The 25,270-nt window shown below is 65.0% G+C and carries 23 protein-coding genes and 1 pseudogene; 14 read left to right on the forward strand and 10 right to left on the reverse strand.

Annotation, left to right across the window (positions count from 1 at the left end; genetic code table 11):
- Positions 1 to 9 precede the first annotated feature (9 nt).
- The 5 genes and pseudogenes from istA to Q0579_RS00635 all read right to left on the reverse strand — a co-directional run.
- Positions 10 to 1,497, reverse strand: a complete 1,488-nt coding sequence (gene istA, locus Q0579_RS00615; RefSeq protein WP_298808040.1) for an IS21 family transposase — start codon at positions 1,495 to 1,497, stop codon at positions 10 to 12.
- A 98-nt stretch (positions 1,498 to 1,595) separates the two neighbouring features.
- On the reverse strand, positions 1,596 to 2,612 hold the full coding sequence (locus tag Q0579_RS00620) for an IS66 family transposase (protein WP_298270300.1): 1,017 nt from the start codon (positions 2,610 to 2,612) through the stop codon (positions 1,596 to 1,598).
- 61 nt (positions 2,613 to 2,673) lie between these two features.
- Entirely contained in the window at positions 2,674 to 3,021 is a 348-nt protein-coding gene (gene tnpB, locus Q0579_RS00625; protein WP_025292355.1) for an IS66 family insertion sequence element accessory protein TnpB, read from the reverse strand.
- The gene (locus Q0579_RS00630; RefSeq protein WP_007407193.1) at positions 3,018 to 3,380 is read right to left on the reverse strand and encodes a transposase; all 363 of its coding nucleotides are present in this window, start codon (positions 3,378 to 3,380) and stop codon (positions 3,018 to 3,020) included. The genes tnpB and Q0579_RS00630 overlap by 4 nt, the downstream gene beginning before the upstream one ends.
- A 134-nt stretch (positions 3,381 to 3,514) precedes the next feature.
- A pseudogene (locus tag Q0579_RS00635) lies at positions 3,515 to 4,275 on the reverse strand (transposase); the annotation flags it as partial.
- A 379-nt stretch (positions 4,276 to 4,654) separates the two neighbouring features.
- Here Q0579_RS00635 and Q0579_RS00640 point away from each other — a divergent pair.
- From Q0579_RS00640 to Q0579_RS00670, 7 genes are all read left to right on the forward strand, one after another.
- Positions 4,655 to 4,897, forward strand: coding sequence for an AbrB/MazE/SpoVT family DNA-binding domain-containing protein (locus tag Q0579_RS00640; RefSeq protein WP_298270292.1), 243 nt, complete (start codon positions 4,655 to 4,657; stop codon positions 4,895 to 4,897).
- A complete protein-coding gene (locus Q0579_RS00645; protein WP_298270289.1) occupies positions 4,894 to 5,280 on the forward strand; it encodes a type II toxin-antitoxin system VapC family toxin in 387 nt (128 codons plus the stop codon). The genes Q0579_RS00640 and Q0579_RS00645 overlap by 4 nt, the downstream gene beginning before the upstream one ends.
- A gap of 282 nt (positions 5,281 to 5,562) precedes the next feature.
- A complete protein-coding gene (locus Q0579_RS00650) occupies positions 5,563 to 6,084 on the forward strand; it encodes a hypothetical protein (RefSeq protein ID WP_298270286.1) in 522 nt (173 codons plus the stop codon).
- 130 nt (positions 6,085 to 6,214) lie between these two features.
- Positions 6,215 to 7,318, forward strand: a complete 1,104-nt coding sequence (locus Q0579_RS00655) for a hypothetical protein (protein WP_062126292.1) — start codon at positions 6,215 to 6,217, stop codon at positions 7,316 to 7,318.
- 10 nt (positions 7,319 to 7,328) lie between these two features.
- Positions 7,329 to 10,751 (forward strand): STY4851/ECs_5259 family protein, encoded by a 3,423-nt coding sequence (locus Q0579_RS00660; RefSeq protein ID WP_298270280.1) that lies wholly within the window; start codon positions 7,329 to 7,331, stop codon positions 10,749 to 10,751.
- 3 nt (positions 10,752 to 10,754) lie between these two features.
- On the forward strand, positions 10,755 to 16,772 hold the full coding sequence (locus Q0579_RS00665; protein WP_298270277.1) for a DEAD/DEAH box helicase: 6,018 nt from the start codon (positions 10,755 to 10,757) through the stop codon (positions 16,770 to 16,772).
- Positions 16,773 to 17,209: 437 nt separating this feature from the next.
- Positions 17,210 to 17,941 (forward strand): hypothetical protein, encoded by a 732-nt coding sequence (locus tag Q0579_RS00670; RefSeq protein ID WP_298270273.1) that lies wholly within the window; start codon positions 17,210 to 17,212, stop codon positions 17,939 to 17,941.
- A 125-nt stretch (positions 17,942 to 18,066) separates the two neighbouring features.
- Here the strand turns inward: Q0579_RS00670 and Q0579_RS00675 are convergent, their stop codons facing one another.
- Both Q0579_RS00675 and Q0579_RS00680 read right to left on the reverse strand, forming a co-directional pair.
- Entirely contained in the window at positions 18,067 to 18,465 is a 399-nt protein-coding gene (locus tag Q0579_RS00675) for a type II toxin-antitoxin system VapC family toxin (protein ID WP_298270270.1), read from the reverse strand.
- The gene (locus Q0579_RS00680) at positions 18,458 to 18,805 is read right to left on the reverse strand and encodes an AbrB/MazE/SpoVT family DNA-binding domain-containing protein (RefSeq protein ID WP_298808045.1); all 348 of its coding nucleotides are present in this window, start codon (positions 18,803 to 18,805) and stop codon (positions 18,458 to 18,460) included. The genes Q0579_RS00675 and Q0579_RS00680 overlap by 8 nt, the downstream gene beginning before the upstream one ends.
- A gap of 132 nt (positions 18,806 to 18,937) precedes the next feature.
- Between Q0579_RS00680 and Q0579_RS00685 the strand changes: the two genes are divergently transcribed.
- A complete protein-coding gene (locus tag Q0579_RS00685) occupies positions 18,938 to 19,060 on the forward strand; it encodes a hypothetical protein (RefSeq protein WP_298270264.1) in 123 nt (40 codons plus the stop codon).
- 243 nt (positions 19,061 to 19,303) lie between these two features.
- On the opposite strand, the gene Q0579_RS00690 is transcribed toward Q0579_RS00685, so the two are convergent.
- Entirely contained in the window at positions 19,304 to 20,146 is an 843-nt protein-coding gene (locus tag Q0579_RS00690) for a hypothetical protein (protein WP_298270261.1), read from the reverse strand.
- A gap of 233 nt (positions 20,147 to 20,379) precedes the next feature.
- Here Q0579_RS00690 and Q0579_RS00695 point away from each other — a divergent pair, with 233 nt between their 5' ends.
- The 5 genes from Q0579_RS00695 to Q0579_RS00715 all read left to right on the forward strand — a co-directional run bounded on the left by Q0579_RS00695 (position 20,380) and on the right by Q0579_RS00715 (position 23,680).
- Positions 20,380 to 20,676, forward strand: coding sequence for a hypothetical protein (locus Q0579_RS00695; protein WP_298270258.1), 297 nt, complete (start codon positions 20,380 to 20,382; stop codon positions 20,674 to 20,676).
- Positions 20,670 to 21,656: a hypothetical protein gene (locus Q0579_RS00700; protein WP_298270255.1), complete on the forward strand. Its 987-nt coding sequence runs from the start codon at positions 20,670 to 20,672 to the stop codon at positions 21,654 to 21,656. Before Q0579_RS00695 ends, Q0579_RS00700 begins: the two co-directional genes overlap by 7 nt.
- Positions 21,653 to 22,498: a hypothetical protein gene (locus tag Q0579_RS00705; protein WP_298270252.1), complete on the forward strand. Its 846-nt coding sequence runs from the start codon at positions 21,653 to 21,655 to the stop codon at positions 22,496 to 22,498. Before Q0579_RS00700 ends, Q0579_RS00705 begins: the two co-directional genes overlap by 4 nt.
- Positions 22,499 to 22,775: 277 nt before the next feature.
- Complete coding sequence (locus Q0579_RS00710) at positions 22,776 to 23,261, forward strand: helix-turn-helix domain-containing protein (RefSeq protein WP_298270249.1); 486 nt, start codon at positions 22,776 to 22,778, stop codon at positions 23,259 to 23,261.
- Positions 23,258 to 23,680 (forward strand): type II toxin-antitoxin system PemK/MazF family toxin, encoded by a 423-nt coding sequence (locus Q0579_RS00715; RefSeq protein WP_033374241.1) that lies wholly within the window; start codon positions 23,258 to 23,260, stop codon positions 23,678 to 23,680. The genes Q0579_RS00710 and Q0579_RS00715 overlap by 4 nt, the downstream gene beginning before the upstream one ends.
- Before the next feature lie 174 nt (positions 23,681 to 23,854).
- Here Q0579_RS00715 and Q0579_RS00720 read toward each other — a convergent pair whose 3' ends face one another.
- The gene (locus tag Q0579_RS00720; protein WP_017980719.1) at positions 23,855 to 24,232 is read right to left on the reverse strand and encodes a hypothetical protein; all 378 of its coding nucleotides are present in this window, start codon (positions 24,230 to 24,232) and stop codon (positions 23,855 to 23,857) included.
- Between the two features lie 3 nt (positions 24,233 to 24,235).
- Entirely contained in the window at positions 24,236 to 24,559 is a 324-nt protein-coding gene (locus tag Q0579_RS00725; protein WP_017980718.1) for a hypothetical protein, read from the reverse strand.
- A 68-nt stretch (positions 24,560 to 24,627) separates the two neighbouring features.
- Between Q0579_RS00725 and Q0579_RS00730 the strand changes: the two genes are divergently transcribed.
- Complete coding sequence (locus Q0579_RS00730; protein ID WP_298270239.1) at positions 24,628 to 25,194, forward strand: hypothetical protein; 567 nt, start codon at positions 24,628 to 24,630, stop codon at positions 25,192 to 25,194.
- The last annotated feature ends 76 nt before the right edge of the window (positions 25,195 to 25,270 follow it).

Consider the following 25,270-nt stretch of genomic DNA (forward strand, 5'->3'; position numbering starts at 1 on the left):
TGTCGCTTGTCATGCCGCCAGCACTCCATAGTCCGCCGCCCGGGTCGTCTTCACGTCCGTCCGGGGCAGGTGCGGATAGGCGGCCAGATCGAGACGGGGCGGTCGCCGTTCGATACGCGCCAGCGCGATGAGCTTCACCGCGTCGAAGCCGATGGCGCCGAGCTGCACGGCCTGTGTCACCGCGTCGGTGACGACGGCGAGCGGCAGGGCTTCGAGCAGCCGCAGCACCTGGATGAACTCCCGCTTCCCCTTGTTGCCCATACGGGCTTCCAAAAGGTGGCGCAGATGCTGGAAGATCTCGGGCAGATCCCAGCCCTGCAAGGCGGCCGCCTGGTCGAGCGCGCCGGGCTTCTGCTCGATGAGCGCGAGATAGTGCAGCGGGTTGGCGACGAAGGCGCCCTCGCCATAGCTGCGCGGATGGCGGGCGATCTCCTCGCCGGCGATGCTGATGACGACCTCGTCGACGAACCCCTTCACCAGGACGTCGCGGAAGCCGTAGGCGGTCGGCACCGAATAGTCGTTGGTCCGGTAGCGCACCAGCGCGGTCGACGACACGCGCGCCGACCGCTTCTCGCACGGCTCCAGCGGCACCGCCGGCAAGGCCCGGAAGACCTGCCGGTCGGCGGCAAGCCGCTCGGCGATGGTGTCGGCATGGCGTCCGGCATGCCCGTTCTGTCGGGCCAGGCAGTCCTTCGCCAGGCGCTCGTTCAACTCGTCGAAGCTGGCCGCCACGGGAATGGGCACCATGAACATCGCGCGGGCGTGCTTTACCAGCGCCTCGACCTTCCCCTTGTCGTTGCCCTTGCCGGGCCGGCCAAACCGGTCGGCAAACAGGTAGTGGCTGACCAGCTCGGTGAAGGCCCGCGTGCGCTCGCGCTTGCCGTCGCCGCAGATCCTCGCCACCGCAATCTTCAGATTGTCGTAGAGAATGGACAGCGGCACGCCGCCGAAGAAGGCGAAGGCCGAAACATGGCCGTCCAGGAACGCCTCGGTCGTCTCGCGCGGATAGGCCTTCACGAAACACGCATCGGAATGCGGTAGGTCCATGCAGAAATAATGAACCTTCTGCCGCACGCCGCCGATCTCGGCCCACGCCTCGCCGAAGTCGACCTGGGCATGGCCCGGCGGGTGCGCCAGCGGCACGAACGTCTCCCGGCTGCGGGCCCGACTTAGCCGCACATAGTCCTTCACCACCGTGTAGCCGCCGCCATAGCCATGCTCGTCGCGCAGCCGCTCGAAGATCCGTTTGGCGGTGTGCTGCTGCCTGGCCGGCGACAGGCGGTCCTCGCGCAGCATGGCGTCGATGACCGGCAACAGCGGCCCCAGCTTCGGCTTCTCCGGCGGCTTCGCGCGCCGGTAGCCTGGTGGCAGCGAGGACGCGCACATCTTCGCCACCGTGTCCCGGCTCAGACCGAACACCTTCGCCGCTTCCCGGCGACTATGACCTTCCACGAACACGAAACGCCGAACGACCGCGTAGCTCTCCAAGGCAAACATCCTCGCCGCCCCAAATGGAGCAGCTTACCACTGGCAGGATTTCTCTCCGCCGCACCGGCACCTATGCCGGCGCTCCCGTGGCCGGGTTTGTCACCGCCCTACACATCGAACACCTTGCGCCGGAAGTGTGCCCAGCATGCCACCTCTGTGACGCCACCGCGGTACAGGGCGTCATAGCCCGCATAGGCATCGGCCTGGAGAAAGCCGCGAAAGCCGGCGAGATGCGCCTGCGGGTGCGCCGCGGTGCGGTCGGGCGTGAAGCGATACCATGTTGCGGGCGGTGTCGTGCTGCCGGACGCCTGGTCGTCGGCGGCGTACACCCACAGCCGCCCGGTCGCGGTCTTGCCACGGCCGGGGTCGAGCACCGACACCGGCGTGTCGTCGGCGTGGATCTTGTCGGTCTTGAGCACCTCGTCACGGATACGGCTGACCACCGGGTCGAGCAGTGCTGCAGCTTGCCCGGCCCAGCCCGCGAGCGTCGAGCGGTCGATCTCGAGCCCCTGCGCGGCCATCATCTCGGCCTGGCGGTACAACGGCAGATGGTGGTCGAACTTGGAGACGACGACGTGCGCCAGCGTCGCGAAGGTCGCCTTGCCCCGCGCCACAGCGCTGACCGGCGCGGGTGCCTGGACGATCTTCTCGCAAGACCGGCAGCTGTATTTGGGGCGGACGTCGCGCACGACCCGCCAGCGCACCGGCACGATGTCGAGCATCTCGTGCGCGTCCACGCCCAGCCGGCGCAGCGCGCCACCGCAGTCCGGGCAGGTGCAGATACCGGACGCCGGCTCGTGGACGACCTCCTCGCGCGGCAGATGCTCCGGCAGACTGCGGACCGGTGCCAGGCGCGGCGCTACTCCAGGCGCCGCAGTCTCGACTTCGGAAACATCCCGCTCCGTTTCCAGCTCTTCCAGCGCCAGCTCGAGCTGTTCGATCTCGCGGCCCAACTTCTCGGAGGAGGCACCGAACTGCATCCGCCGCAGTCGGGCGATCTGCCCGCGCAACGTGTCGATGAGCAGATCGCGGGCGGCGAGCGCGGCATTCGCCCGGGCGAGCGATGCCTCCAGCGCGGCGATCCGCGCGGTGGCATCAGCAGGGGAAACAGGCGCTTCCAGCACCCGCATTTCATAACAGATCACGCATCGACGGGCGAGAAAAAGCGTCGCAAAACCGCCGTTTTCACCCCGCCAGCGTCGGCGTGAACGTCCGCTCTGGGCGACGCCAGTCGATGCCCTCCAGCAGCATCGACAATTGTGCCGGCGTCAGCGTCACCGTGCCCGTCGCGGTCACCGGCCAGACGAACCGACCCCGGTCGAGCCGCTTGGAGAACAGGCACAGGCCTTGCCCATCGAACCACAGCAGCTTGACCAGATGACCCCGCTTGCCCCGGAACGCGAACAACGCGCCCGAGTGCGGGTTCTGGGCCAGCACCTGCTGCACCAGTACCGCCAGGCCATCGAACCCTTTGCGCATGTCGGTGACGCCACACGCCAGGAACACCCGCGTCGGCAACGGCGTGGGGCTCAACGCAGCACCGACAACACTCGCGCCAGCGCGCCGGCGTCCACCGACCCGTCCACGCTCACTCGGACGCCACCCGGAAATTCGATGCAGATGAGGCCAGACGTGGATGTCGCCGGCTGCGGCGCAGGTGCGGCGACATCGGCCACGCGCACCTCGGCGAATGCCGGCAGCGCAGGCGCGACCCCGCCCAGCTTGCCCAGCCGCGCCTGCTTGCGCCACGTATAGATCAGGCTGCTCGACACCTCGCGCCGGGCGATGACATCACGGACCCGCACGCCCGGCCGGAACGCCTCGGCCAGGATCTCCAGCTTCTCCGCGTCCGACCAGCTCCGTCGGCCCGATACCCGGCCGACCACCTCCACACGACCAGTCGTACGAGCGCTCGTACGACCAGTCTCAGAACCGAAAACTTCCCGCACCGCCCGCGCCCTCGTCAAAGACGATAAGCATCCCGGCTACGGCCAAACGGGCAAGGCGGCCCTCAGGCCACGCTTACTCCGATCTCGAGTGCGTCTGAGCACCAGCGCGTGTTGCGCTGGTCGACGGCGACCCGGCCGTCGTGGCGCCGCTCCTCGCCCTTGCCGCTGTGAGGCTGAAGCAGCAGGCCGTGGACCTTCATCACGCGGTAGACCCGCTTTGGATTGGGCGCTGCGCGCCCGGTCTGCTGGGCTTGGCGGCGCAGCAGGGCGTGCACGCGGCGATAACCATAGGTCGGCAGATCGGCGACGAGCATCCTGATGTCCGCGACCAGTTCGGCGTCGGGCAGCGGCGGTCGCCCGCGTGGCCTGGGTGGCGGTCGGTTGTGCATGGCCGACAGGTGCTGGCGGCTAATGCCGACGGCGTCGGCGACCGTGGTCACTGACCGTCCCCCGGCAACGAGGTCGAGCGCAACAGCAGTTTTTTTGGGCCTGCGGCCCGGGACACGGCCTCGCGCAGGATCTCCGCTTCCATGGTCTTCTTGCCGAGCAGGCGTTGAAGCTCGCTTACCTGGGCCTGCAACGCCCGGTACTCGGACGCAGGCACAACCTCCTCGCCGGCACCGGCCGCGGTCAGCGCGCCCTGCGCCATCAGCCTGCGCCAGGTGAAGAGCTGCCCAGCGCCGATGCCGTGCTGGCGGGCGACCAGCGACACGCTCATGCCCGGCAGGTACGTCTCCTCGACGATCCGGACCTTTTCCTCCGGGGTCCACCGCCTCCGGCGCTGAACCCCGGTAAGGACCTCGCCGCCATTGTAACGCCTGGTCGTATGCTCAGTCATATGCCTCACTCTTATCCAAGAGCGAGGCCCTGTCAGGTCAATTAGGGGGCCACCTCAGTGGTACGACGCCTCGGCCGCTCCTAGCTACGTGATCGTCCGCACTTTTAGGGATGATGTCCACTGTTTCAGGTGCGGGTCACCGCCGAGCAAGGCTCAATCTCGCGTCCACCGTTTCAGAAGAACCAACACCTGTTCTCTTCAATAACTCGCCTGTACATACCATAACACACGATTATGGAAAGTGTGCTGGTCCGGTGTGGTGCAGGGGAGGGGGCGTGTCAGATACCGGCGTGTGTGTCACACCGGCTCCGGCGTTGAGCGTCTACGCCGACGCGCCTATAGTGTCGCCGTAGACACCTCCGACCAACAGGCTGCCACCATGACCGTTCAAGTCAACATCACCCCGAACGGGCGCATGAGCCTGCCCGCCGACATCCGCAAGCGGCTCGGGCTCACCGGCGGTGGAGCGGTCTATCTCGACGAGACCGCCGATGGCGTCGTGCTGCGCACCGTGCCGCAGATCGTGGCGCAGGCGCAGGCGCTCGCGCGCCGTTACCGCGACGCGCCCGGCGCGAGCGTCGATGCGTTCCTCGCCGATCGTGCCGCGGAGAGCGGCGAATGAGCGTGGTGCTCGACGCCTCGGCGGTGCTCGCGCTGCTGCGCGGCGAGGCCGGCGCCAGGAAGGTCGAAGGCGCGCTCGCCGGCAGCCGCATGTCGGTCGTCAACATGGCCGAGGTCGCCTCGCACTACCACAAGCTCGGCATGCCCGACGCCGACGTGGATGCGATGCTGCGGCCGCTCCCGATCGAGCTGGTTCCGGCCGACGCCGCGCTCGCACGCGAGGCGGGTCGGCTGCGGCGTCACACCGTCGAGGGCGGCCTGTCGCTCGGCGATCGGTTCTGCCTCGCGCTTGCCAAGCGCGACGGGCTGCCCGCCTGGACATCCGACCGCAAGTGGAAGGAGATCGCGACCGCGGCCGAGGTCAAGGTGGTGGCAATTCGGTGACTTACCCGCACCCTCGTTGCCGACGGTGGCGGGATGTAGACCATTGCTGGCGCACAGCGCGTGAGACTGGCGAAGCACCGGGACGCGCTCAGACTGAAACACAACCCGCGCCTGCTGCGTCAAACCTGCGCTCGACGAACGTTGGCTTTGGAATAGCGGTACTAAACTGGAAGTCGGTCATAGGTACGGTTACCTGCCAAACCTCGGCTCATCCGTACTAGCTCCTGTCTGGCCAACGGGTTCGGTTCAGCTAGGCCGGAAACAACGACGGGGATATGAAGAGTGAGTTCCAGTCGCGCCAAAACGGTGTTGTTGCCCGACATTGGGGAGATCGAAGCGCCTAATAATGCCGAAGCGTGGCTCGGCCTTGTCGGAACCATTGCAACAAGAATGCTGACGGTGCTGCCCACCGAGCAGGATCACTGGTGGTTCCTAGTCGAGCAGTTTGACCGAGCAACAACCTACTGCGATGTAGCACGTACAATCATGCAGACCTCTCCAATAACCCTTTCTGAGATCGAGTACGATGGTCGTCGCTCGGAGGAGTCCTACGTTGGCATACCCAATCCCGGCGTAGTGTTTCTCCAGAGAGCTGGAAGTGCACTTGCAACAGGTTTCAATACCAACTTAAGTCAGGTCGTTCTAGCGAACGTATATGTTAGTTATGTGACGGCTTGTCAGGTGGCGCTGAATGACATTCGGCTTAGATATGCAGTTCATTATTATAACAGTTGCATTTCCACCCGCAGCTTTGTGTACGCCGATCAATGGCGCGAGGTCATAGAGAGCCTTGGAGGAGACTAAGTCCTCGGGTCAGGACGGGCTACACTGATGAGCGGCGGGCAGCACTGAACGCCGCGCTGTGCGCCCTTTGTGGTCACGATATCGAGGCGACGATCGCTTTAGCGCAACAACTGACGAGGCTGTCTCAGACATGGCAAGGACTCTGCGCGGCAAAGCGGCCCTCGAGGCCATCGTTGAATACCTCGCGCCCACGAACGGCGATTGGGGACCGCCCGATGCTCTTCGTGGCCGCACCCGAGCGGACTATGCCAACCACCAAGCAATATCATCCTTTCTTGCCGAACTCCGCGCGAAAGGGTCTCGTAGGATCTACTTAGAAAGCGGTGAAGCGCTTCCGCTCAGCCAAGCCCGTTTCCGCCCGATCAAAGGTGATCCGGAAACGGACGACGAGGGCACGATCGGCTTTGGCAGCAGCCGCATCAGCATCGACGGTATCCGCATCAGAATGAGCGCCCCCGGTGTCCTGGAAATGGCGGATCGATGGGGAGACTCGTGCACGTTCGGGACATCGGCCGATGCGCAGTTCGAAGAGACGCTGTGGGAGACTGACGAGTGGGATTTATCCGAGCCGGTTCCACCGCTCGCGATCGATCAAAATCAGGTTGAGGCATTTAGGTTCCAGAGTTCCGAAATGGCTGCCTCGCTATTCGAAACCCGCGTCACCGATCGCGCGCACGCTGAGGCAGCAATCAGAGCACACTATGCAAATGTCGGCTTGATTGGTGCTGTCCCTCCCACAGTCAATTGGTTCGACGGTCCGAACGCCGCGATCGAAGCGCTGGGTCGCGATGGCTCGGGTGGCGTCGGAATGACGAAATCATTGAGAGATCGCGCGGTACTCCAATTCGAAAGGGAAATAACAGCACGACTTCAGGGACGTCGAGGCGCACTGCATGAGCAAGTATGGCAAATGGTTTCACGCGAGATCGGAGCAGACACTCTGGGCGCGATTCTTCGTCTCGTGACGGATTGTAAAGTTCAACAGGCGTTCGGTTATTTGGGCTTGATCGCGAATTATCAGCATCTCGCTTGGTATGAGTTCTTGCGGGTTGGCGGTGTGGTTCTGCCAGACGTGATCCGGTCTTTCTGCACGATGACGGCTGAGACTTGGCTTCTCTTTCCGGCTCGCGATAAGGTTTTCGCTGTCGAGCGGCCTGTCGGGATCGAAGCCGCTGGAAGAAGTCGCGTGCTGCTATTCGCCAACGGTGACAGGCTGATGTTCCCAGAACGGTAGACTTGGCGGCATGCAAACGATCTGGTGGTCAACCCGAGAATGGCCGCAAGGCGATTTCACGCATTTACCAGTTGCTCGACATATCGCAGCATCGGAAGGTCACCGGGGGCAGAATACAATAAAATTGAGGGCGCAAAAGGGGATGGCGGATAGAGAGCTGTGGTCGTTGCGTGTCGACGAGGCGACGACCCGAGAGGCATTGCATTCGCTTGACGCGCAGTTGGTCGCGCTCGGGCTGCCCTGGGCTGGTAGTTTGCGCTTCAAGATCGGCGCCAAGCTGGCGCGATTGAAGATCGGTGCGGCGACGAGCACAGCTTCAGGTCCTGCCCTTGCCGCGGATTATGGGCTTCCGCCGCCGGACGGACGCTGGCTATACCGATACCGGTTGACGGGCCAGGCGTTTGACCGACTGCAGGCCGATCTCGGGAAACGATCACTTGGCGGCCTTGAGCGCGGTCACTGGCCTGCCCTGTTCGTGCTCTGGGCGTCGGAGTGGTTCCGTCGTTGCTATCGAGGTGGCGGGCATCGCTGGATTGACCTTGCGCGTGCGCTGGACATGGCGGAGGACCAGGCGCTGTTCCGGCGCATCACGGCAGCGGGGCTGCGCCTGTGGCGTCGAGGCTTGCTGTCGGGCGGAACCGGCTCCGAGTATCTCGGTAGCCTGGCGCGGGAGGGCGGCTTTCCGGCCGCGGCGGTGGAGGACGGCGGTAGCGGCTGGGCCCAGGCGGTGCTCAAGGCGATCGTCGCGCCATTGTTGGCCGAACCAGCCGCCGGTGAGGAGCGGGCGCTGGAGCTGGCCGCCATGCAGAAGCCACGCTTGCCGCAACTTTTCCGTGACAACGAGTTCCTGGCGCTCTGCGCCGACCTGTCGCTCGCGGTGGTTTCGCTGCGACGCGAGGCGGACGGCCCCGCCGCGGTCGCTGACATGGCGGTGACCGCCTGGTTGGAGCTCCACCAGCCCGGATGGCAGCAGCGGTTGCCGCTGAGCACCAGCGACAGAGCGGCCGAGGCGCTGATCGAAGGGCTGATGAAGGTTGAAGCGCTGTCGGGCGACGCAGTTGGCGTGGAACGCTTTCTCCTCCGAGACGGTCAATGCTGGTGTGAGGCGGTGCGGATCACGCTGGACGGCGCACTGGACAGCGCCGCGACGCGCGCGCTTGATACGTCCTGTGGGCGCTTGCGCGTATTCGCGGCCGGCGAGATGGCGCGCAGCCTGCCGGGCGAACTGGCAATGCTGGAAGCGCCGGTTGATGGCGAAATTGGGTGGACCGCGCGTTCCACAAAACGCGCGCGCGGCGTTCATCCGCTGCCCTTCGCGGCAGCAATCGAGTTTGATCTCCGCTCGGGCGAGCAGCGCGTTGCACGCATAGCGCTCGCGGGTGGAAAGCCGCGACGGGGTGCGCTGATCGTCACCGAGGTTGAAGAAGGCGACGCGGCGGCGCCGACGCTGCTGCGCGTCATCGGCTCGGGATCGGGTAAATACCGCGCCGACACGGTCGTAGTTCAAATCCCCCGAGACTGGCGTGTCGACGCGACGGGCGGCGAGAGTGTAGAGTTGATCGGCTCCGGCGTCGGTCAAACCCAACTCTGGCGCGTGACCGGCGGAGCGTTCGTGACCGATGCCGACGGTGACCGGTTCCGCGTCTTGTGCGGCCAGCCACAGGACGAGCCGAACCGGATCGAGTTGCTCGGGACGCTCGCCAGTTGGGCTGAAGTTGCGGGCGACGTCGATCTCTTTGCTGGGCCGCCTCTCGCGCGGGTTGGGCAGGGCAGTCTGTGCGTGCGTGCGATCGGCACACGTGCGTGGGCAGCAGCGCCAAAGCCGCTGCCGGTCGGCCATTACGAACTCGGCTGGCGCCGCGACGGCATCATTTTGGACCGACGCCGCATCGCCGTCTTGCCCGTAGGGGCGGAGATTTCGCGCGGAGGGTCGCCGCAGAAAGCGATGTACACCCTCGCCGGGTTCGGCGCGTGCAGTATTGACCCCGCCGAGGACGCACCCGTGCGAGTGATCAGCGATCGTCAGTGGCAGACCAAGCCGACTGCGTGCCTCGCCCACTGGTTCACCGCATATATCGAGTGGCCCGACGGCCCGGCGCTGCCGGTGAGGGTTAATCACCCCACCGTCGCGACGATCGCGCGCTGGGACGGTGCGGTGCTGCCCCACCAGAAGAGGATCACGCTCGCCGATCTCCCCGATCTCGTCGCGGTCAATGCCGGGCGCGTCCAGATGACCGGCGAGCTGCTCCAGAACGGCAGGCCCGTCGCGGAGATGACATGGGAGATAGTTGACGAGTTGCCGATGGCCTCCGTTTCGGCGGATATCGCCAGCCTACTTCTGCCCCAATCCATCGATGCCGAGGTGCGCCTCGGCATGCACGACGGCATCGAGACGTGGTGGCGGGTTCACCAATTTCCGCACGATCTCTCGATCGAGAACGGGCACGCGCTGGTGCCGCTTGGCCTGGTTGCCGAAAATGCCGAACTGGTCGGACGACCGCTTGCGCGGCCTGCCGACGAGCGGTCGTTCGGTCCCTATTCGCTGCTGACGGACGCCAATCATCGTCCAGCCGCGCTGCCGTCGCTCGCGGGCGATTGGCTCATCTTTTTGCGCTCGGGCAATACGGTGCTTTCCCGGCCGCATTTTTATCGTGGAGATCGCGACGCAGCGCCTGCGGGAAGACTCGCGCAGGCGATGGCCTGTCAACCGGGCCAGGCGCTCGACCACGCGTTGCTCGATCTGCTCGCGGTCGCCGAAAGCGACGAGGCGCGAGGGACAGCAATTGTACAAGAATTGCACGAGCTCATCGCTTCGCTGCGCGGCATGCCGCCGGCTACCTTCCGCGTGCTTGAACTCTTGGTTCGCCGGCGCGGCATACTTGCCCGGCTGGCGTTGACCGCATCTGCTGAAACCCGAGAGTCGGTGCTGAGCCTGTCGGATGCGTTGCCGTTCGCCTGGTGCATGATTTCGCGCTATCACTGGCAGACCGCACAGGGTCTCGCATTTGGTCGGGCGCTGGCGCAATTCGAACCGCTCGGCACCGATGCGCCCCGGTTCGCGAAGGATGCGGTCGATACCGTGGTCGCGCGGTTGGTCGAGCGCGAGCCGCTGCTCGGTCCCGTGCTCCTGCCCGGGGAAGCCGACCCGATCGCGGCCGTCGCTCAAGCGTTCCTCAATCGCGCGGTGGATCGCATCCCGCGCACATCCGGCCAACGCTACCGTCCGCGGATCGGCGAATATCTGCCGAGCTATTTCGAGCGGTTCGACCCGGGCGTGCTCGATACACTTGACGCGCCCTGCGCCGCGGCTGCTGCGGTTCTGGAGATCTGGACGCCGCAGGATGACGATATCCGCCACATCAAGACGGTGGCACGTAACTTCCCGACCTTCTTCGCCGACGCTTTTACGGCGAGTCTTAAGGAGCTGTCCTGATCCATGGCCGATGCCGCCTCCTTTCGCCCGACTACCGGTCCGCTGCGCACCATGGAGCTTATACGTGACCGCACGGTTGAGGCGGTGCTAGGCCAGTCGGGGCTCAATCATGCTGGCCTTGCAACGGAAGTGCGCCGTCAGTTCGGTTCGACGAATGTCGCTGACGGGGCGCTGGTGCGCGAACCGCTAATCGAGGGATCGGCACCTTTCGTCACCTCGGGCCGCACCTTCGCAGATTGTGCGGGTGATCCACTTCACCCCGACGTGATCCGCGCGATCTCGAGTGACACGGCGGGCGACTACCGCTTTCCGCCGGATGCGCAGCCCTATCGCCACCAGCTTGAGGCTTGGCAGCATCTGACAGCCTCCGAACGACGATCAGTGCTGGTTTCCAGCGGCACCGGCTCTGGCAAGACCGAGTGCTTTCTGATGCCGCTCTTAAGCGACCTTGCCGACGAAGCCGAAATCGCCGGCAAGCTCTCCGGCGTGCGGGCGATCGCGCTGTATCCGCTGAACGCCCTTATCGCGAGCCAGGAGGAGCGGCTGCGTGCCTGGACGCGGCCGTTCCGCGACCGGCTACGCTTCGGTCTTTATAACGGCCTGACGCCGGAGAAGCCACTACGCACCGATGCGCCCGTGCCCGAGCAGGTGAGGGATCGCGAGACGCTGCGGCGCGATCCTCCGCCTATCCTAGTCACAAACGTGACGATGCTCGAATACATGATCGTACGCCGCGTCGATCGGCCGTTGATCGAGGCGAGCCGGGGCAAGCTGCGCTGGATCATCCTCGACGAGGCGCACAGCTACGTCGGGTCGGCGGCCGCCGAGATCGCGCTCCTGATCCGGCGCGTGCTGCTGACCTTTGGCGTGCGCGCGGAGGAGGTCCGCTTTGTCGCGACCTCCGCGACGATCGGCGACGGCAAGGACGTGACCAAGGAACTCAGGCGTTTCCTGCGCGATCTGTCGGGCGCCGATGAGCAGCGGGTGGAGGTTGTTCTCGGGGAGCGAGAAAAGGCCGAGCTGCCGCCGCCAGCGGCGGTTTCGGCGCTGAAACCCGCGGACCTGACCGACCGCGATCGGGTCGCCGCCAGCCCGGCAGTGCAGGCGTTCGTGCGCGCAGCGGAAGCCGGGCCGCTACGTCTAGAACAGGCGCAGACGCTCCTGGCTGCGACCGGTGAGCCGGTCGAGCGCGTAATCGAGGCGGTTGCTGACGACAGCGATACGCAGCGAGTCCCGCTGCTGCCGCTGCGCATCCACGGATTCCTGCGCGCTGTGCCTGGCCTGTGGAGCTGCCTCAACCCCAATTGCCCCGACGCGCCTACCGACTGGGCGTTCGGGTGTGTGCTGCCCGAGCAGGTCGACCAGTGCCCGGCCTGCAGCAGCCCAGTTTTCGAGGTCAAGGCCTGCCGTGATTGCGGAGAACCCTATCTCGAATGCGAGGAACGCGATGGTCACCTGCGGGCCATCACGACTCCGCCAACCATCGATGAGTTTGCCGCGACAATCGAGCGCGAGCAAGCCGAGACGGAAGTGGACGAGGCGGTCGCTCCGTGGGGCGATCACGACTATGAGGCGCGGACGCTTGCCATCGCCGCACACCGGCTCGACGGCGGGCGGGAAGCGCCCGTTGAGGTGGAGACCGGGCGACGCCCCGATCGCCCGGACGACCGGACCCGACAGCTATTCACGCAGGACATCGATTGCTGCGGAAATTGCGGCGCGACGGGTCATGACAACGGTTCGATGCTGCGCCCGATCCGCTATGGCGCGCCGTTTCTGATCGGCAATGCCGCTCCCGTGCTGCTTGAGGGCGTGCCGCATCGGGAGGGACCGGCCGAGGGCAGCTACGCGCCGCCGGTAGAAGGTCGCCAGCTCCTATCCTTCACCGACAGCCGACAGGGCACGGCGCGCTTTGCCGCCAACCTCCAGACCAACGCCGAACGCGGCTATGTGCGCGGGCACATCTACCACGCCGTTCAGGGCAGCATGGTGAGCGGCGGGGCAGACGACGAGCGGGTCGCTGCGCTGCGCGAGGACATCGCCAAGCTGGAACCCCACGCCGCGATGGCGCCGGCGATCGCTGATATGCTCGCCGACAAGCGCGTGGAACTGGCGACGCTGCTCACTCCCTCGGTCGACGGGATCGCCTGGAGCGACCTCAAGGCCGGGCTGGCAGCTGCCGAGCCGGTCAGAAAGTGGATGCGCGACGTTTGGCAGCACCGCGACGAGCGCTACCGTGATGATCCGATAGCTTTTGCCGAGTTTCTGCTGCTGCGCGAGCTGGCCCGCCGGCCGCGGCGGGCGAACACGGCCGAAACTATGGGGCTGGCTCGGCTTCGCTTCAGCGCGATCGACGGGGCAAAAGCGGTTCCGGAGCCGTTGCTCGCACGCGGCTTCGGCGTGAGCGAGTGGCAAGGACTGCTCTATTCCATCGTCGACATGGCGGTTCGCGCAAACCTGGGCATCCGCGCCAATGACGGCGACATTCACTGGATAACTTCGCGCGGATGGCGGAAGTCACTGAAGCCGTTTGGCGAAAGGGCCGAATACTCCAGCGAGATCCAGTGGCCGATGGTCGGCAAGACCAAGGGCAGCCCCTCCAATTTGGTCCTCATTCTCGAAAAGACCCTCAGCCTCGACCGTGGCGACCAGCAGGACCGGGCGCGGCTGAACGCGGTTCTGGAGGCGGCTTGGACCGCGCTCTTTCCGCTGTTCGCCAGCAAGACTCAGCCGGGCTACGCGCTCGATTTTGCCAAGGCGCACGTCGCGCCCGTGCTGGAGGCGTGGCAATGCCCGGTAACCCGGCGAGTGCTGCCTACGACCGCGCTCGGCCTCACCCCATATGGACACCGCGAGCATCTCAAGACCGCCGACCAGACGCCGCAGCTGCTCGTGTTTCCGCAGCTGCCGGTGACCTTCCCTCGAGGCAGCGAGGTGGAGGCAATCCGTCAATGGTTCGATGGTGAGGAAGCCGTAGCAACGCTGCGCAAACGAGGTATGTGGTCGGATCTGCACGATCGCGTCGCGCTGCTGTCGCCCTATCTGCGCGCGGCGGAGCATTCGGCACAGCAGCCGCCGGCGCGGCTCCGCCGGTTCGAGAGCGAGTTCAAGCGTGGCGAGATCAATATTCTCAATTGTTCGACGACGATGGAGATGGGCGTCGACATCGGCTCCGTATCGGCGGTGATGATGACCAACGTGCCGCCCGCGCTCGCCAACTATCGCCAACGCGTCGGCCGCGCGGGACGTCGGCGGCAGGGCTTCGCGTTGTCGCTCACCTACACTCGCGACACGCCGCTCGACCGCGAGGCGTTCCGCGACCCGCAGGCATACCTTGCACGCCAGACCCGCGCGCCGCGCGTCAAGCTCGACAGCCGCCGCATCGTTCAGCGCCACGTCAACGCGCTGTTGCTCGCGCGCTGGTTCGCTGGCGCCGGTGGCGAGGCGATGAAGACGCGGGTCGGCGACTTCTTCGGCCTGCCCGCTGAGATCGGTGCGGCACGGGTTGAAGATGCCGCGGTCGCAACCTGTCTCGCCTGGCTCGGCGCGCCAAGTACCGAGGAGCTGCTGGGAGGCGAGGTGCGGCAACTAGTGGCCGGCACCATGCTGGCCGGGGATCGCACCCTGTTCACCGCCGCTCAGGCTGCGATGCAGGCGGCGTGGGATGCTGCCGTCGCCGAATGGGGCGTGATCCAGCAGCAGGCGGATGGCGCGCCGAAGGAGGCGCAGGCGAGCCTTGGCTACCAGCTGAAGCGGCTGGTGAATGACAATCTGCTTAAGGAACTGGGCTATCGGGGCGTCCTGCCCGCGCACGGCTTTCCTACCGGCGTGGTCCCCTTCCTCAATGACGACAAGCCGCCCAGGGACGAAACCGCCGATGACAGCAGCCGCCGTCGGCGCAGCTTTCCCACGCGCACGCTCGACATCGCGATCCGCGACTACGCGCCCGGCGCTGAGGTGGTGGTGGATGGCTTGGTCTATCGCTCTGCCGGTGTGACGCTCAACTGGCTGCGTCCCGCCGACGACGCCGAAGCCAGAGAGATCCAGAGCCTCAAGACCTTCTGGAGCTGCGGCGAGTGCGGGGCGGCGGATTGCGTCACGGTCGCGCCGCCGGCCTGCCCCCAATGCCATGCGGAGCTCGGCTTCGATCGCCAGCGCCGCTTTCTCCAGCCGGCGGGCTTCACCGCCGACATGGCAGCCAAGCCGCACGCTGACACCGACGAAGTGACCTATGTCGAGCCGGAAATCGAGCAGATCGTCGCACGCGGTGCCGCTTGGTCGCCGATGGCCGACCCCGGCCAGGGCCGAATGCGCGCCAGCGCCGACGGGCTGGTCTTCTACTCGTCGCGGGGGCCAAAACCCAAGCTCGGCTATCATATCTGTCTCGAATGTGGTCGTGCGGCGCCCGCCGCAGCGAGCGGAGGTGTCCACCCGCTGAAGGATCACGCCCCGTTGCGCTTCACCAGGAGAGCATCCGACGGCCGCTGTGCAGGCAACGACAAGCCGTTCAAGATCACGCCGCCGATCGCGCTCGGGCACGAAACCGTTACCGACGTCATCGAACTGCAGCCGGTCGGGTTGGAGAGCGAGGGCGCTGCCTGGGCGGCTGTTTCGGCGCTGCGGGAGGCGCTGGCCCGGGGGTTGGGAATAGAAGCGGGCGAACTCGGCATGGCGGTGCGCCGCGCCGGCACACCACTTGGCCAGGTCACGCATTCGCTGTTCCTCTATGATCGGGCATCAGGCGGGGCGGGGTTCGCCCCGCAAGGGGTAGCGCTCTACGAAGCGTTGCTTCGTGATGCGGAACTTATCCTCGACTGCACGGCGCCGGGTTGTGAGCGTGGCTGTTCGGCGTGCGTCTTGACCGCCGACCTCTACCAGCAAGCCGGCATCATCGACCGCAAAGCGGCATTGGAGTGGGTCAGAACGGCTCGGACGGCCCTGGGTCAGGTGCTAGAAGAGGATCGAGCAGCGCACGACGCCGTCCTCGCGCGCTCGGTTGCCGATGCTTTGAGTGATGCCGTGAGCACCGGGGCCCGCGCCGTCACGATCTGGGTCGGTCCAGACAGCGACGTGGCGGCGATCGGCACGGGCAGAATTGCGGGTCTGGCGCGGCAGCTCGGCGATCGCGGGGCTGCGGTGTCGCTGGTAGTAGCCCCGGACTGGTCGACCACGTTGGACGCGGCGCAACGTTTGAGCCTGCGGGATGCTGCGCTTGCTCTCGGCCTTTCGCTACGACGCGGAATGCCGCCGACCTTCGCGAACGGCGCGATCGCGATTGCGGCAGCAGGTAGCTTGCTGTGGGCATCGCGTGACGAAGGCGCGCGGCGCGCTGGACCCACTTGGGGTGAAGGACAGGAAAGGCCGGTGGTGCGGATCGCTGCGCCGTCCCTCCCGCTCACCCCCGCGATTGATCTGTCAACGCTGCTGCCTGCGTCAGGAACGCGCTACATCGAGATCACGGATGCGCTCGATGGCGCCATCGCTGATTTCGGCGACCGCTTCGTGCGGCTGATCGGGCCCGCGATCCGTGAGGCGGGCGGCAACGGCTCTCTCCAGCGGATTGAGTATAGCGATCGATATCTGCAGTCGCCTCTGACGGTGCGGTTGCTGACGGAGGCTCTGTCCGCGCTGCGGAACGACTTGGCAGGTAGGGACCAGGAACTGCCGGTTCGGATCGTGACCAATCGACTGAAGACTAACGAGCGCCAGCCTTTTGCGCCCGATCACGATTGGCAATTCGAGGAGGATCGCGAGGCGGTGCTGTTGGGGCTGCTGAAGTCGCGTGAGCTTGCCCCCGAGTTAGTGGAGCACGGTGCTGATCACGGCCGCGTTATGACCCTAACAATGAGCGGGGCGACCGTGCGCGTCGTGCTTGACCAAGGCTTCGGTCCGTGGCGGACACCGCGCTATGCCAAATGGAATCATTTCGGCGAACCGCCCGAGCAGCAGTTGCGACATATCGATCGCTTTAACGCAATCATCGAAGCACGTGGTGCAAGCTATGTGGTCGTGACGGCCTAGCACTCGTTTCGATCCACGCCGTCTCCCGCCATAAGGTACGCTGTGCGGTGGAACTATCGCTGTGCTGGAGGCCGCATGGGAACGCGACTTCAACGAAGTTTTCAGCCCAGACACCTGAGCCTCCCCTGGAATACCAGATGCCACGGCTTTGACCCTGTCATCGCGCGATGCGTAGTCAGGCAGCGACAGCTTAAGGGGGAGAGCCCAGCGTGTCGACAAACGTCCATCGTTTAAGGTGAACGTCCACCATTTCAGGTGCGGAGTCCGTTCTGCAGAAACATCCACTGTTTCAGGAAAACCTACATGATCGGGCACCTCCGGATCATTCTTTCTAGCGATAACTGTGATTCCCGCTAAAAAGATGATGGCCAGATATCGCGCGCTTCGATAGCCAGGTTGCGGCCAATCCCGGCTCAACCGGACCCGATCGACCCGACATGCGTGACGACGCGGCGAACAACGGAAGCGAGCTTGATGCGATCGTGGCTGGCGCGGTGGTGGTGCTGGATCAGGTCACGTCGCTCGAGCCCTATCTCCCCGATCTTGCCCCCGGCGATCGCGAACGCGTCGACGCCTATGTCGGCCGCGCCTCGGCCGACGCGACGCTGCGCGCGTACAAGTCCGACTGGCGGCTCTTCTGCGCGTGGTGCGGCGAGGCAGGCTACCGGCCGCTCCCCGCGACGCCGGCGACCGTCGCCGCGTTCCTGACGCTTCTCGCCGAGACCGGCTTTGCGCCACGCGAGCCGCTGCGCACCAAGCGCGGCCGGCTCATCCCGCGCCAGGAACCGCGGCCGCTTGGCAAGGCCACCATCGGCCGACGCCTCGCCGCGATCGTGTTCGCCCATCGCGCGGCCGACATGGAGCCGCCGACCACCCAGCCCGATGCCGCCCGGCTCGACAAGGCGATGCGCGCGATCCGCAAAGACAAGAAGGACGAGCTGCCCGCCAAGAAGCGCGCGGCCGATGGCGACGTGCTGCGCGACATGCTGCGCAGCGTCACCGGCGAGGACCTGCGTGCCTATCGCGATCGCGCGCTGCTCGCGATCGGGATGGCGGGGGCGTTCCGGCGCTCGGAGCTGGTGGCGATCACGGTTGCCCGCGTCACCGAGGACAGCCGCGGCTTGTTGGTGCGGATTGGATCATCGAAGACCGACTGTAGGTTTCCCTGAATTGGTGGACGACTTTCGCCCTGTGACAGCGTCCTGAAATGATGGGCGTTCGACTAAAACAGTGGACGTCTAGCGCGTCGGTCTCTCTGTTTCGGCGAACCGTACCCAAAAGCACGAATGTGCGACTACTCTGCCTGTGGCCGTACATTGGTGATAGTGATGCCTACATCGGCGCTCGCAAGTGGCCCGTCCGTTGTGAGCATCTCGGCTTGCAGGTCGATCGCCAAGGCAAGGCAGGCCCGATCGCCGAGAGAAAGACCGAGCGCCTTCGTGGCTGGCCGGAGGTCGCCTACTATGAGTGCCTGGGCGGGAGTGAGCGGCCGGACATCGAGGTGCAGCCCGCCAAGCGCCTCACGCACCTCGTCGAGCGGCAACCCCCGGTCCCGTAGCTTGGAGACGACCTCTGCGAGGTTGGCTGTTCCGATGATGCTGCGGGTCAGGACGTCGACTACCCTATCCGCCCCGGGTTCGTCGTTCAGAAGGCAGAGCAGGGCGGAGGCGTCGAGTACGACTTTGCTACTCACGCTCCGCCTCACGCCGACGCTCCGCGATCAGCTCATCGGCCAAGCCGACGCCTTCGGGCACATACTTGCGCAGGATGGCGCGAGCACGCTCAAGTGCCTTAGGTATGGAACGTACCCGCAACTCGCCATCGTCCACATCGACGAGAACGGTGTCACCCGTGGTGATCCCGAGCTCACGGCGCATTGCTGCCGGGATCACGAGCTTCCCACCATCCACGATCTTGACCCGCTGCGCTTCCATCTGCACCAAATCCGCTGCTCCGACCTTTCCAACGGACTTATACCGAAGCGCAAAGTCGGACGCCAGCGTGGAGGCAGGGATCGATGCACGGCCGGTCACCGAAGTAGCGTTCATCGATGATGGAGCAGCTACTTAGACCCGGTCCGCTTAGCTAGGCTACGTAGGACCGGTATTTGCCGTTCTGAGCCGACTGCTGCATGACTGGCTCACAAGGGTATATGCAGTTTGGCCATGATGAATGATGGCAATCAGCATTCGATCCGTGCGGCGCGGGTCGACCTGCGCGTCAGCACCGACGAGCAGGACCTGACGCGGCAGGGGGTGATCGTCGCGGGCGCGCGAGCGGCGGGCTAATACGTCGCGGCAGTCTACCGCGAGAAGACATCTGGCTCGCGGCCGTCCGGCCCGAGCTGTTGCGCATGGAAGCGGACCTGCAGCCCGGGGGAGTTGGTGGTCGCGGAGAAGATCGACCGGGTCAGCCGCCTTCCGCTCGCGGAGGCCAAGCTCCTTTTCGCGGCTGCCCGCGTGTCCGGCCGGCGAGGCAGATGTCGATCGCACCTCGGAGCCAAGCGCGCTCTTCTGTCCGTGGCGACTCGGTCAGGTGAACCGTGCCAGTCGCCCGGAGGGGTCTATCTCAATCGCTCCTTCCCAAGCGCCCGGTGCGGCAGCGAGCTCGTCGGAACAATGCTCCACGCCGAGAAGCTCTGTCCAAAACATGCACACCGGCGCTGTCACCGGCTTCCCCCAGCCGGGCAGATCAAGACGCGCCTTAACCTCGATACGCCCCCGGTCGTTGTTGAAGCCTGCCACGAGGTCGAAGCGGGCGCCGTCCTCCATCACGACGGCAGAGTCGTGCATGAGCGCTGTGACGTAGAGAGCGAGGAACGTGCGGTTCGCATCGAAGGCGGCCTGCTCGTCTAGGCGCATCGCTCCTGCCTTCACGAGCACCGTGGCGAGGTCGTCGGCCACCTGCCGGTCCGTGAAGGCCGGGTTCCAGATGAAGGCGCCCGCGAGATAGTTGAACACCTTCTGCTCCCGCGAGGTGACCTTGTCGAATCGGTCCATCTCCATCTTACGAATGGCCTGCGCGAGCACCGACTTCACCACCTCTCGTCGTAGGCCAAGGCGCTCGTCGAGCTGCTCGTCGGTTGCGGTTCGCAGGTTGGCGGCGCTGATCAGCTTGGCTCTAGGAAGGTCCGGAAAGCGACCGTCCCTCTGGCGCAGCCACGACTCAAGACTGAGCTGGATATCCCGGGCCTTCTCCGTGACCGGTCCCTTCTCGCGCTGATCCCGATGCGCGACGAAGTCGCCGATTTCGCGGATGGAGGCGTGACCGAAGCTGCGTTCGCGCAGTCCTAGGAAGATGCGGTCGAGATCGGCAACGCGCAGGTCGCCGCGTAGGTAGCGCTCGACGCGCTGACGAAGTTCAGATGCCTTCATGGACGGGACGCTACCAGCTCCGGCGTGGAACGAAACAGAAACGTGATGGCCCCTTGCGCCTGTCGGCGGAAGGCGAAAAGATTACTCGCGCACTTATCAACTGCTGCCGTTTTCTCTAGATGTTCCCGCCAGGAACACTGCTGCTGGTATGACCTATGATCGCGTCCGCCTCCGAATCTGCCGTCGATCCCTTCCTGCTCCGCTTCGCTACGCCGCGGTCTGAAGGATCCGAGATGCCCGGCCGCTACTCGCCGGAGCTCGGCGTCTGGGTTATCGACTGCGACGGAGCCGAGCGGCCCATCGTCGAGGTGCAGTCGGACGTCATGGCCGCGACGCAGACCAAGACGATGCAGCGGGTGGAGGCGGACGACGACGATCCCATGCGGTTCGGGTCGATGGAGACGGGGACTTACACGAAGGTCCGGCAGGAGGCCGATGATGAGGACGCATCGCTCTGCCTCGCGGAGATCACGACCAAAACCGACGTCCAGCAGGAAAGGGACGACGAGGCCGTGATCCCGGGATGGTGAGCGGGCGCGGGCTGATCCTCGTCGTCACCAACAAGCGGGACGTCACCTCCGACTTCGTCGTGCTGGAGATGCGTCGGCGCAGGCTGCCCCTCTTCCGCCTCAACACGGAGGACCTTCCGGAATACGAGATCGAGATGGTCGACGGCGACCCGTCGCGTCTTGTGCTCTCTGGGCCGAGCGGCGATCTTTCCCTCCGCGAAGTGGCCGCTGCGTATTACCGCCGTCCCGGCGGTTTGGAAGGGCAGGGTGCCGATGGTGTGGCCGCCTACGTCGCGGCCGAATGGTCGGCGATCCTCCGCAGTCTTTGGAACGCGCTCGAGGACAGGTGGCTGAACTCCCCGTTCGCCATCCTGCGAGCCGAGGACAAGCCGCGGCAGCTCGCCGTAGCCCGCGGTGTGGGCCTGCGCGTCCCGGAAACCCTGGTGACCAATTCATTCGACCAAGCGAGGACGTTCCACGCCGACGGACCCACGGTGGCCAAGCCGCTCCGCCACGCCCTGATCGACGATGGTGAGATGGGCAGCGTCCTCTTCACCAGCCGCGTTGCGGAGTTGGAAAAAGGGGATGCTGAAGCGGTCCGACGGGCGCCTATGATCCTCCAGCGCGAGGTCGCCAAGCATGCGGACGTAAGGGTCGTGGTCGTCGACGACCGGGTCTTCGCGGCCCGCATTCTTTCGCAAGTGCACGAGGAGACAGTCGTCGATTGGCGAAGGGGCGTGCGCTTGGACCTGGAGCATGAACGATTCGAGCTGCCCGGTGACGTCGCTACCGCCTGCGTGGCGGTAACGCGGGAACTAGGACTTCGCTTTTCGGCGATCGATCTGATCGAGGATGTTGGGGGCAACTTCTGGTTCTTGGAAGCGAACCCAAACGGGCAGTGGGCCTGGATCGAGCAGCGTACCGGTGCACCGCTGAGCGACGCGCTTGTTGACGCGCTTTCGAAGCGGCATGACCATGCGGGTTGCGAACGCGCGGTATGAACTGGCGGCGCGCCCTCGACATCGTCTTCCCCTATATAGAGGGGCTCACGCCAGCTGAGCGGGCCGTTGACGATCAACGCTTCCAGCAGGACGTCGCCGCCATCGAGGCCGCTGACTACACCACCACCCCGGAGCGGGCCCTCGACGAGGCCCAGAAGGCGTCCGCTACCGAGGTAGAGCGGGTTCGTACTGCTGAGGGCAAGGCCACTACTTACCTCGCGGTGCTGGCCGCACTGGTTCCCGTCATCATCACCCTGCAGGCAGCCAACTGGGAGAAGAAGGCTGGGCCTGCTCCCGACGCGGCGCGGCTCATCGTTCTGGCGATCGCGACCGTCTACGTAGCTGCCGCCGGCTTCCACGCCTTTAAGACGCTTCAAGTCCAGGGCTTCCAGCGCATCGGGGAGGCGGAGATCGCCGCCGCTTGGAAGACCCAGGCGCCTGTGCCTAGGCTGACCCGCGGCACGCTCCTGGCCTCGCGTCGTTCCCGCGACGCGGTGAACGCCAAGGTCACCCGCATTCGGGTAACGCACGAGCACCTGCTGCGGGCGTTCGGGACATTCGTCCTGCTGCTTCTACTCGATCCTCTCTTTTACGCTCTGGGCTTCCGCAACGCGACGCCCGAGGTGCCATCGCCCAAGGTGATCGTCGTGCAGCGCGACGTTTCAACGCAGGCGGTGGCCGCAGCGCCTGCCGTGCGGCATGTCGGGTCGCGCACTGCCGAGAATCTCCGGGATGACAAGGCGGCACGGCGATCCCCCCGGCCGTGCCGGACCGAAAAACAGCCGCTGTCCGCACCTCGAGCATCCGCATCAACGAGAGCGGCTCCCGCGACGGCAACCTGACCGACGAGGCGTTCGCCTAACTTTTTCAGCGGGTAGGGGAGGTCGTTGCGGCTCCCCCCTGCGGTTACTCGGTTGATACGCCATAGGTATGCCCTGAGCGATGTCTACATGGATACTGGCTATACTTTGCAGGCCCCCTATGGCTCCCGCTTCCGGCCTTGTAGGCCTCGCCCCGGGGAGCCACTACTGCCCGGCGGGGGCGGCACTCAGGGCTCCCCCTCAAACTTGATCGCCTTCCGCGCGAGGAGCATATCCGCTGCGAGAAAGGAATAGCCCCATGGCGGCCAAGAAGCAAACCGACAGCAGCTCCGATCTGCGAACGAACGAGAAGAAGTGGACCAAGCCGCTGATGGATGCGGGTTGGACCGCATTGCCGAGCGTTATCATCGAGAACCAGCGTCAGCTTGGTCTCGAACCGCTCGATCTCAACATCGTCGTGTATTTGGCGAGCAAATGGTGGACGGCGGAGGGCAAACCTTACCCGTCCAAAAGCACGATGGCGCAAGCGATGAACGTTCACCCTCGCACCATCCAGAAGCACATCGCTGGTCTGGAAGCAGCGGGATATATCCGGCGCGAGGAGCGACGGACCGATCAGGGCAGTCGGACCAACATCTACCACCTCGATGGGTTGATCGAGGCGGCCAAGCCGTTTGCGGATGAGAAGCTGGCAGAGATCAGGGAGAAGTCCGAGATCAAGAAGATCCGTCAGAACCGGAAGGGTGCTCCCAAGCTGCGCTTGGTGAAGGGCGATGACACATGAACGCCCACGTCCAGGAGGCGCCACCCCGCGTGGCGCCGCGGCTCAAGGGTGCGCCGAAGATCCGCCAGCTTTTCTGGTGCGATTTTCCGCAGGATGCCCAGCTTCCCGAGTTTTGGAAGCGCCGACCGGTCATCATCCTTTCCTACCGCAACACGCTGCATGGCGCGGTAACGGCCATCCCGTGCTCCACCCAGGCGCAGCCCGGCAATCCATGGGCCTTCCCGCTGCAAACGACGATCGATGGGCGCGCCGCATTCGCAATCTGCGACAAAATGACGACGGTTGCGGTGAGCAGGCTCGTTCCCGACAAGGCAGGAATTGTTCGGATGCCAGAAGCCGAGTTCAACGATATGTTGAGCTTGGCGCTGTTATGGTTGCCCAAGCTGCCCGAGCCGCCTGCTGCGGCCCCGGAGGCGTAGGGGGCTTCGGGGCTCCCTTAGATATAAGTTGAATCTTCATCGTTGGCATTCTACATGGAGGGCACTCGCGGCCTCCCCCTGTGGGAGTGTCCGTTTCCCGAGAGGGAACTAAACGGCCGGGGCCGCCCCAAAAGGGCGGCCCTTGGTTTATCTGCACCGGATGTTACCCGTTACCTAGGACGCTACCGCGATCGTCGCGATCAGCGACAGGATGGCGATCACGATGCCGGCGACTGTCCAGGCATGTGCGCGGTTCAAAGCGCTCCATCCGCCTTCGGTTAGACGGAAGACGGTTTCGGTTCGGGAAAAGAGAGGTCCGGACGGCAACTTCATGTCCGGCGTCAGATCGCCGGCTGGCATGCTGTCATGAAGCGGCTCGACCCACCCTCGCATATGACAAGTCATCAGCGCCGCCTCTGTATCTTCATCACGCTGTAGCGCGCGCTCGATCACCCAACCGTCTTGTGGCTGAAGGATCATGGCGACACGCTGCCGCGCGAGGCCGCTCAGCACTTTTCGGATCTGTCGCTCCCGTTTGCACTCGTCGAGCATCGATCAGGCCTGCTCCATGCCGTTCTCCGTCAGCACGTCCCGCAAGGTCCAGAACGCTCCCAGCGCCCAACCGAGGTGCTGAGCCTTGTCGTGGCCGTTGGTGATATCGAAGCCGAGGGCGGCACCAATGTGCCACTGATATTGGCTTACCTTCTCGTGAGCATAGCCATGGCCTCCCCGCTCAGTGTCAATGTACCGGCGGAAGTCATCGCAATGGATGCGCGCCCCGGCATAGAGCCCGGCGCACTCGGCGAATGACAGGTCGTCCCGCTTGGCTTCATCGTAAATGGACTCCAGCACTCCGAGAGAGAGGTTCAAATCGTTCATGCTTGCCCCACCAGTTGCGTTCCGTAGAACATACCGTGAATAGCGGACAGGGGCTAGGCACGCGACACATGGCGAAATCCAAGGATGACAGTCTGCGCCTCTATGGCGAGGAAAGCGCGGCCAGGGCGGCAGCGTACGCGCTGCTGCAAAGCACGTTCGACTTCTACGATGAGGTCGGAGCGATCAGCGCGGAAGGCGATAGCTTCAGGATCGACGCCGTGTGCCGCTGCGCCACATCGGGCTACGTCTTTGGTTGGGAGTTCAAGCGATCCCACCTATTTAAGAAGGAGTTCGCCGCGGCGATGAGGCAAGCGATCCACTACCGGTTGGCCAGGATCACCGATGAGCGACTACCTGAGCTCGCCGGAGCTCAACTCCTGGCCGTAGCAGTGTTCCCCGACTGGCTGGGCGAACATGATGAGGCCCATATCGATTATCGGCGGGAGGCTGACGGAATGAGGCTGCTCGCCAGCCACTTTCGTGTCGGCACGATGCGGTGGAGCGGACAGGATCGCCTAAGCTTCATCATGGGAGAGAGTGCCATATGGCACTCTGATCGCGGGTGGAGCCCCAACGCCGAAGGCGTTCTCCATGGTAAACGGCGGCTCGGTGCAACGAAGCGAAAAGACAGGTGAGGGATCACCAACGTCGGTAAAAGGTAAGCGTCCGGTGACGGCGTCACCTCAAACGGGCCGGTAGTTCCACGGCAGC

This window comes from uncultured Sphingomonas sp., from assembly GCF_936927845.1.
In the GTDB taxonomy this organism is placed as follows: Bacteria; Pseudomonadota; Alphaproteobacteria; order Sphingomonadales; family Sphingomonadaceae; genus Sphingomonas.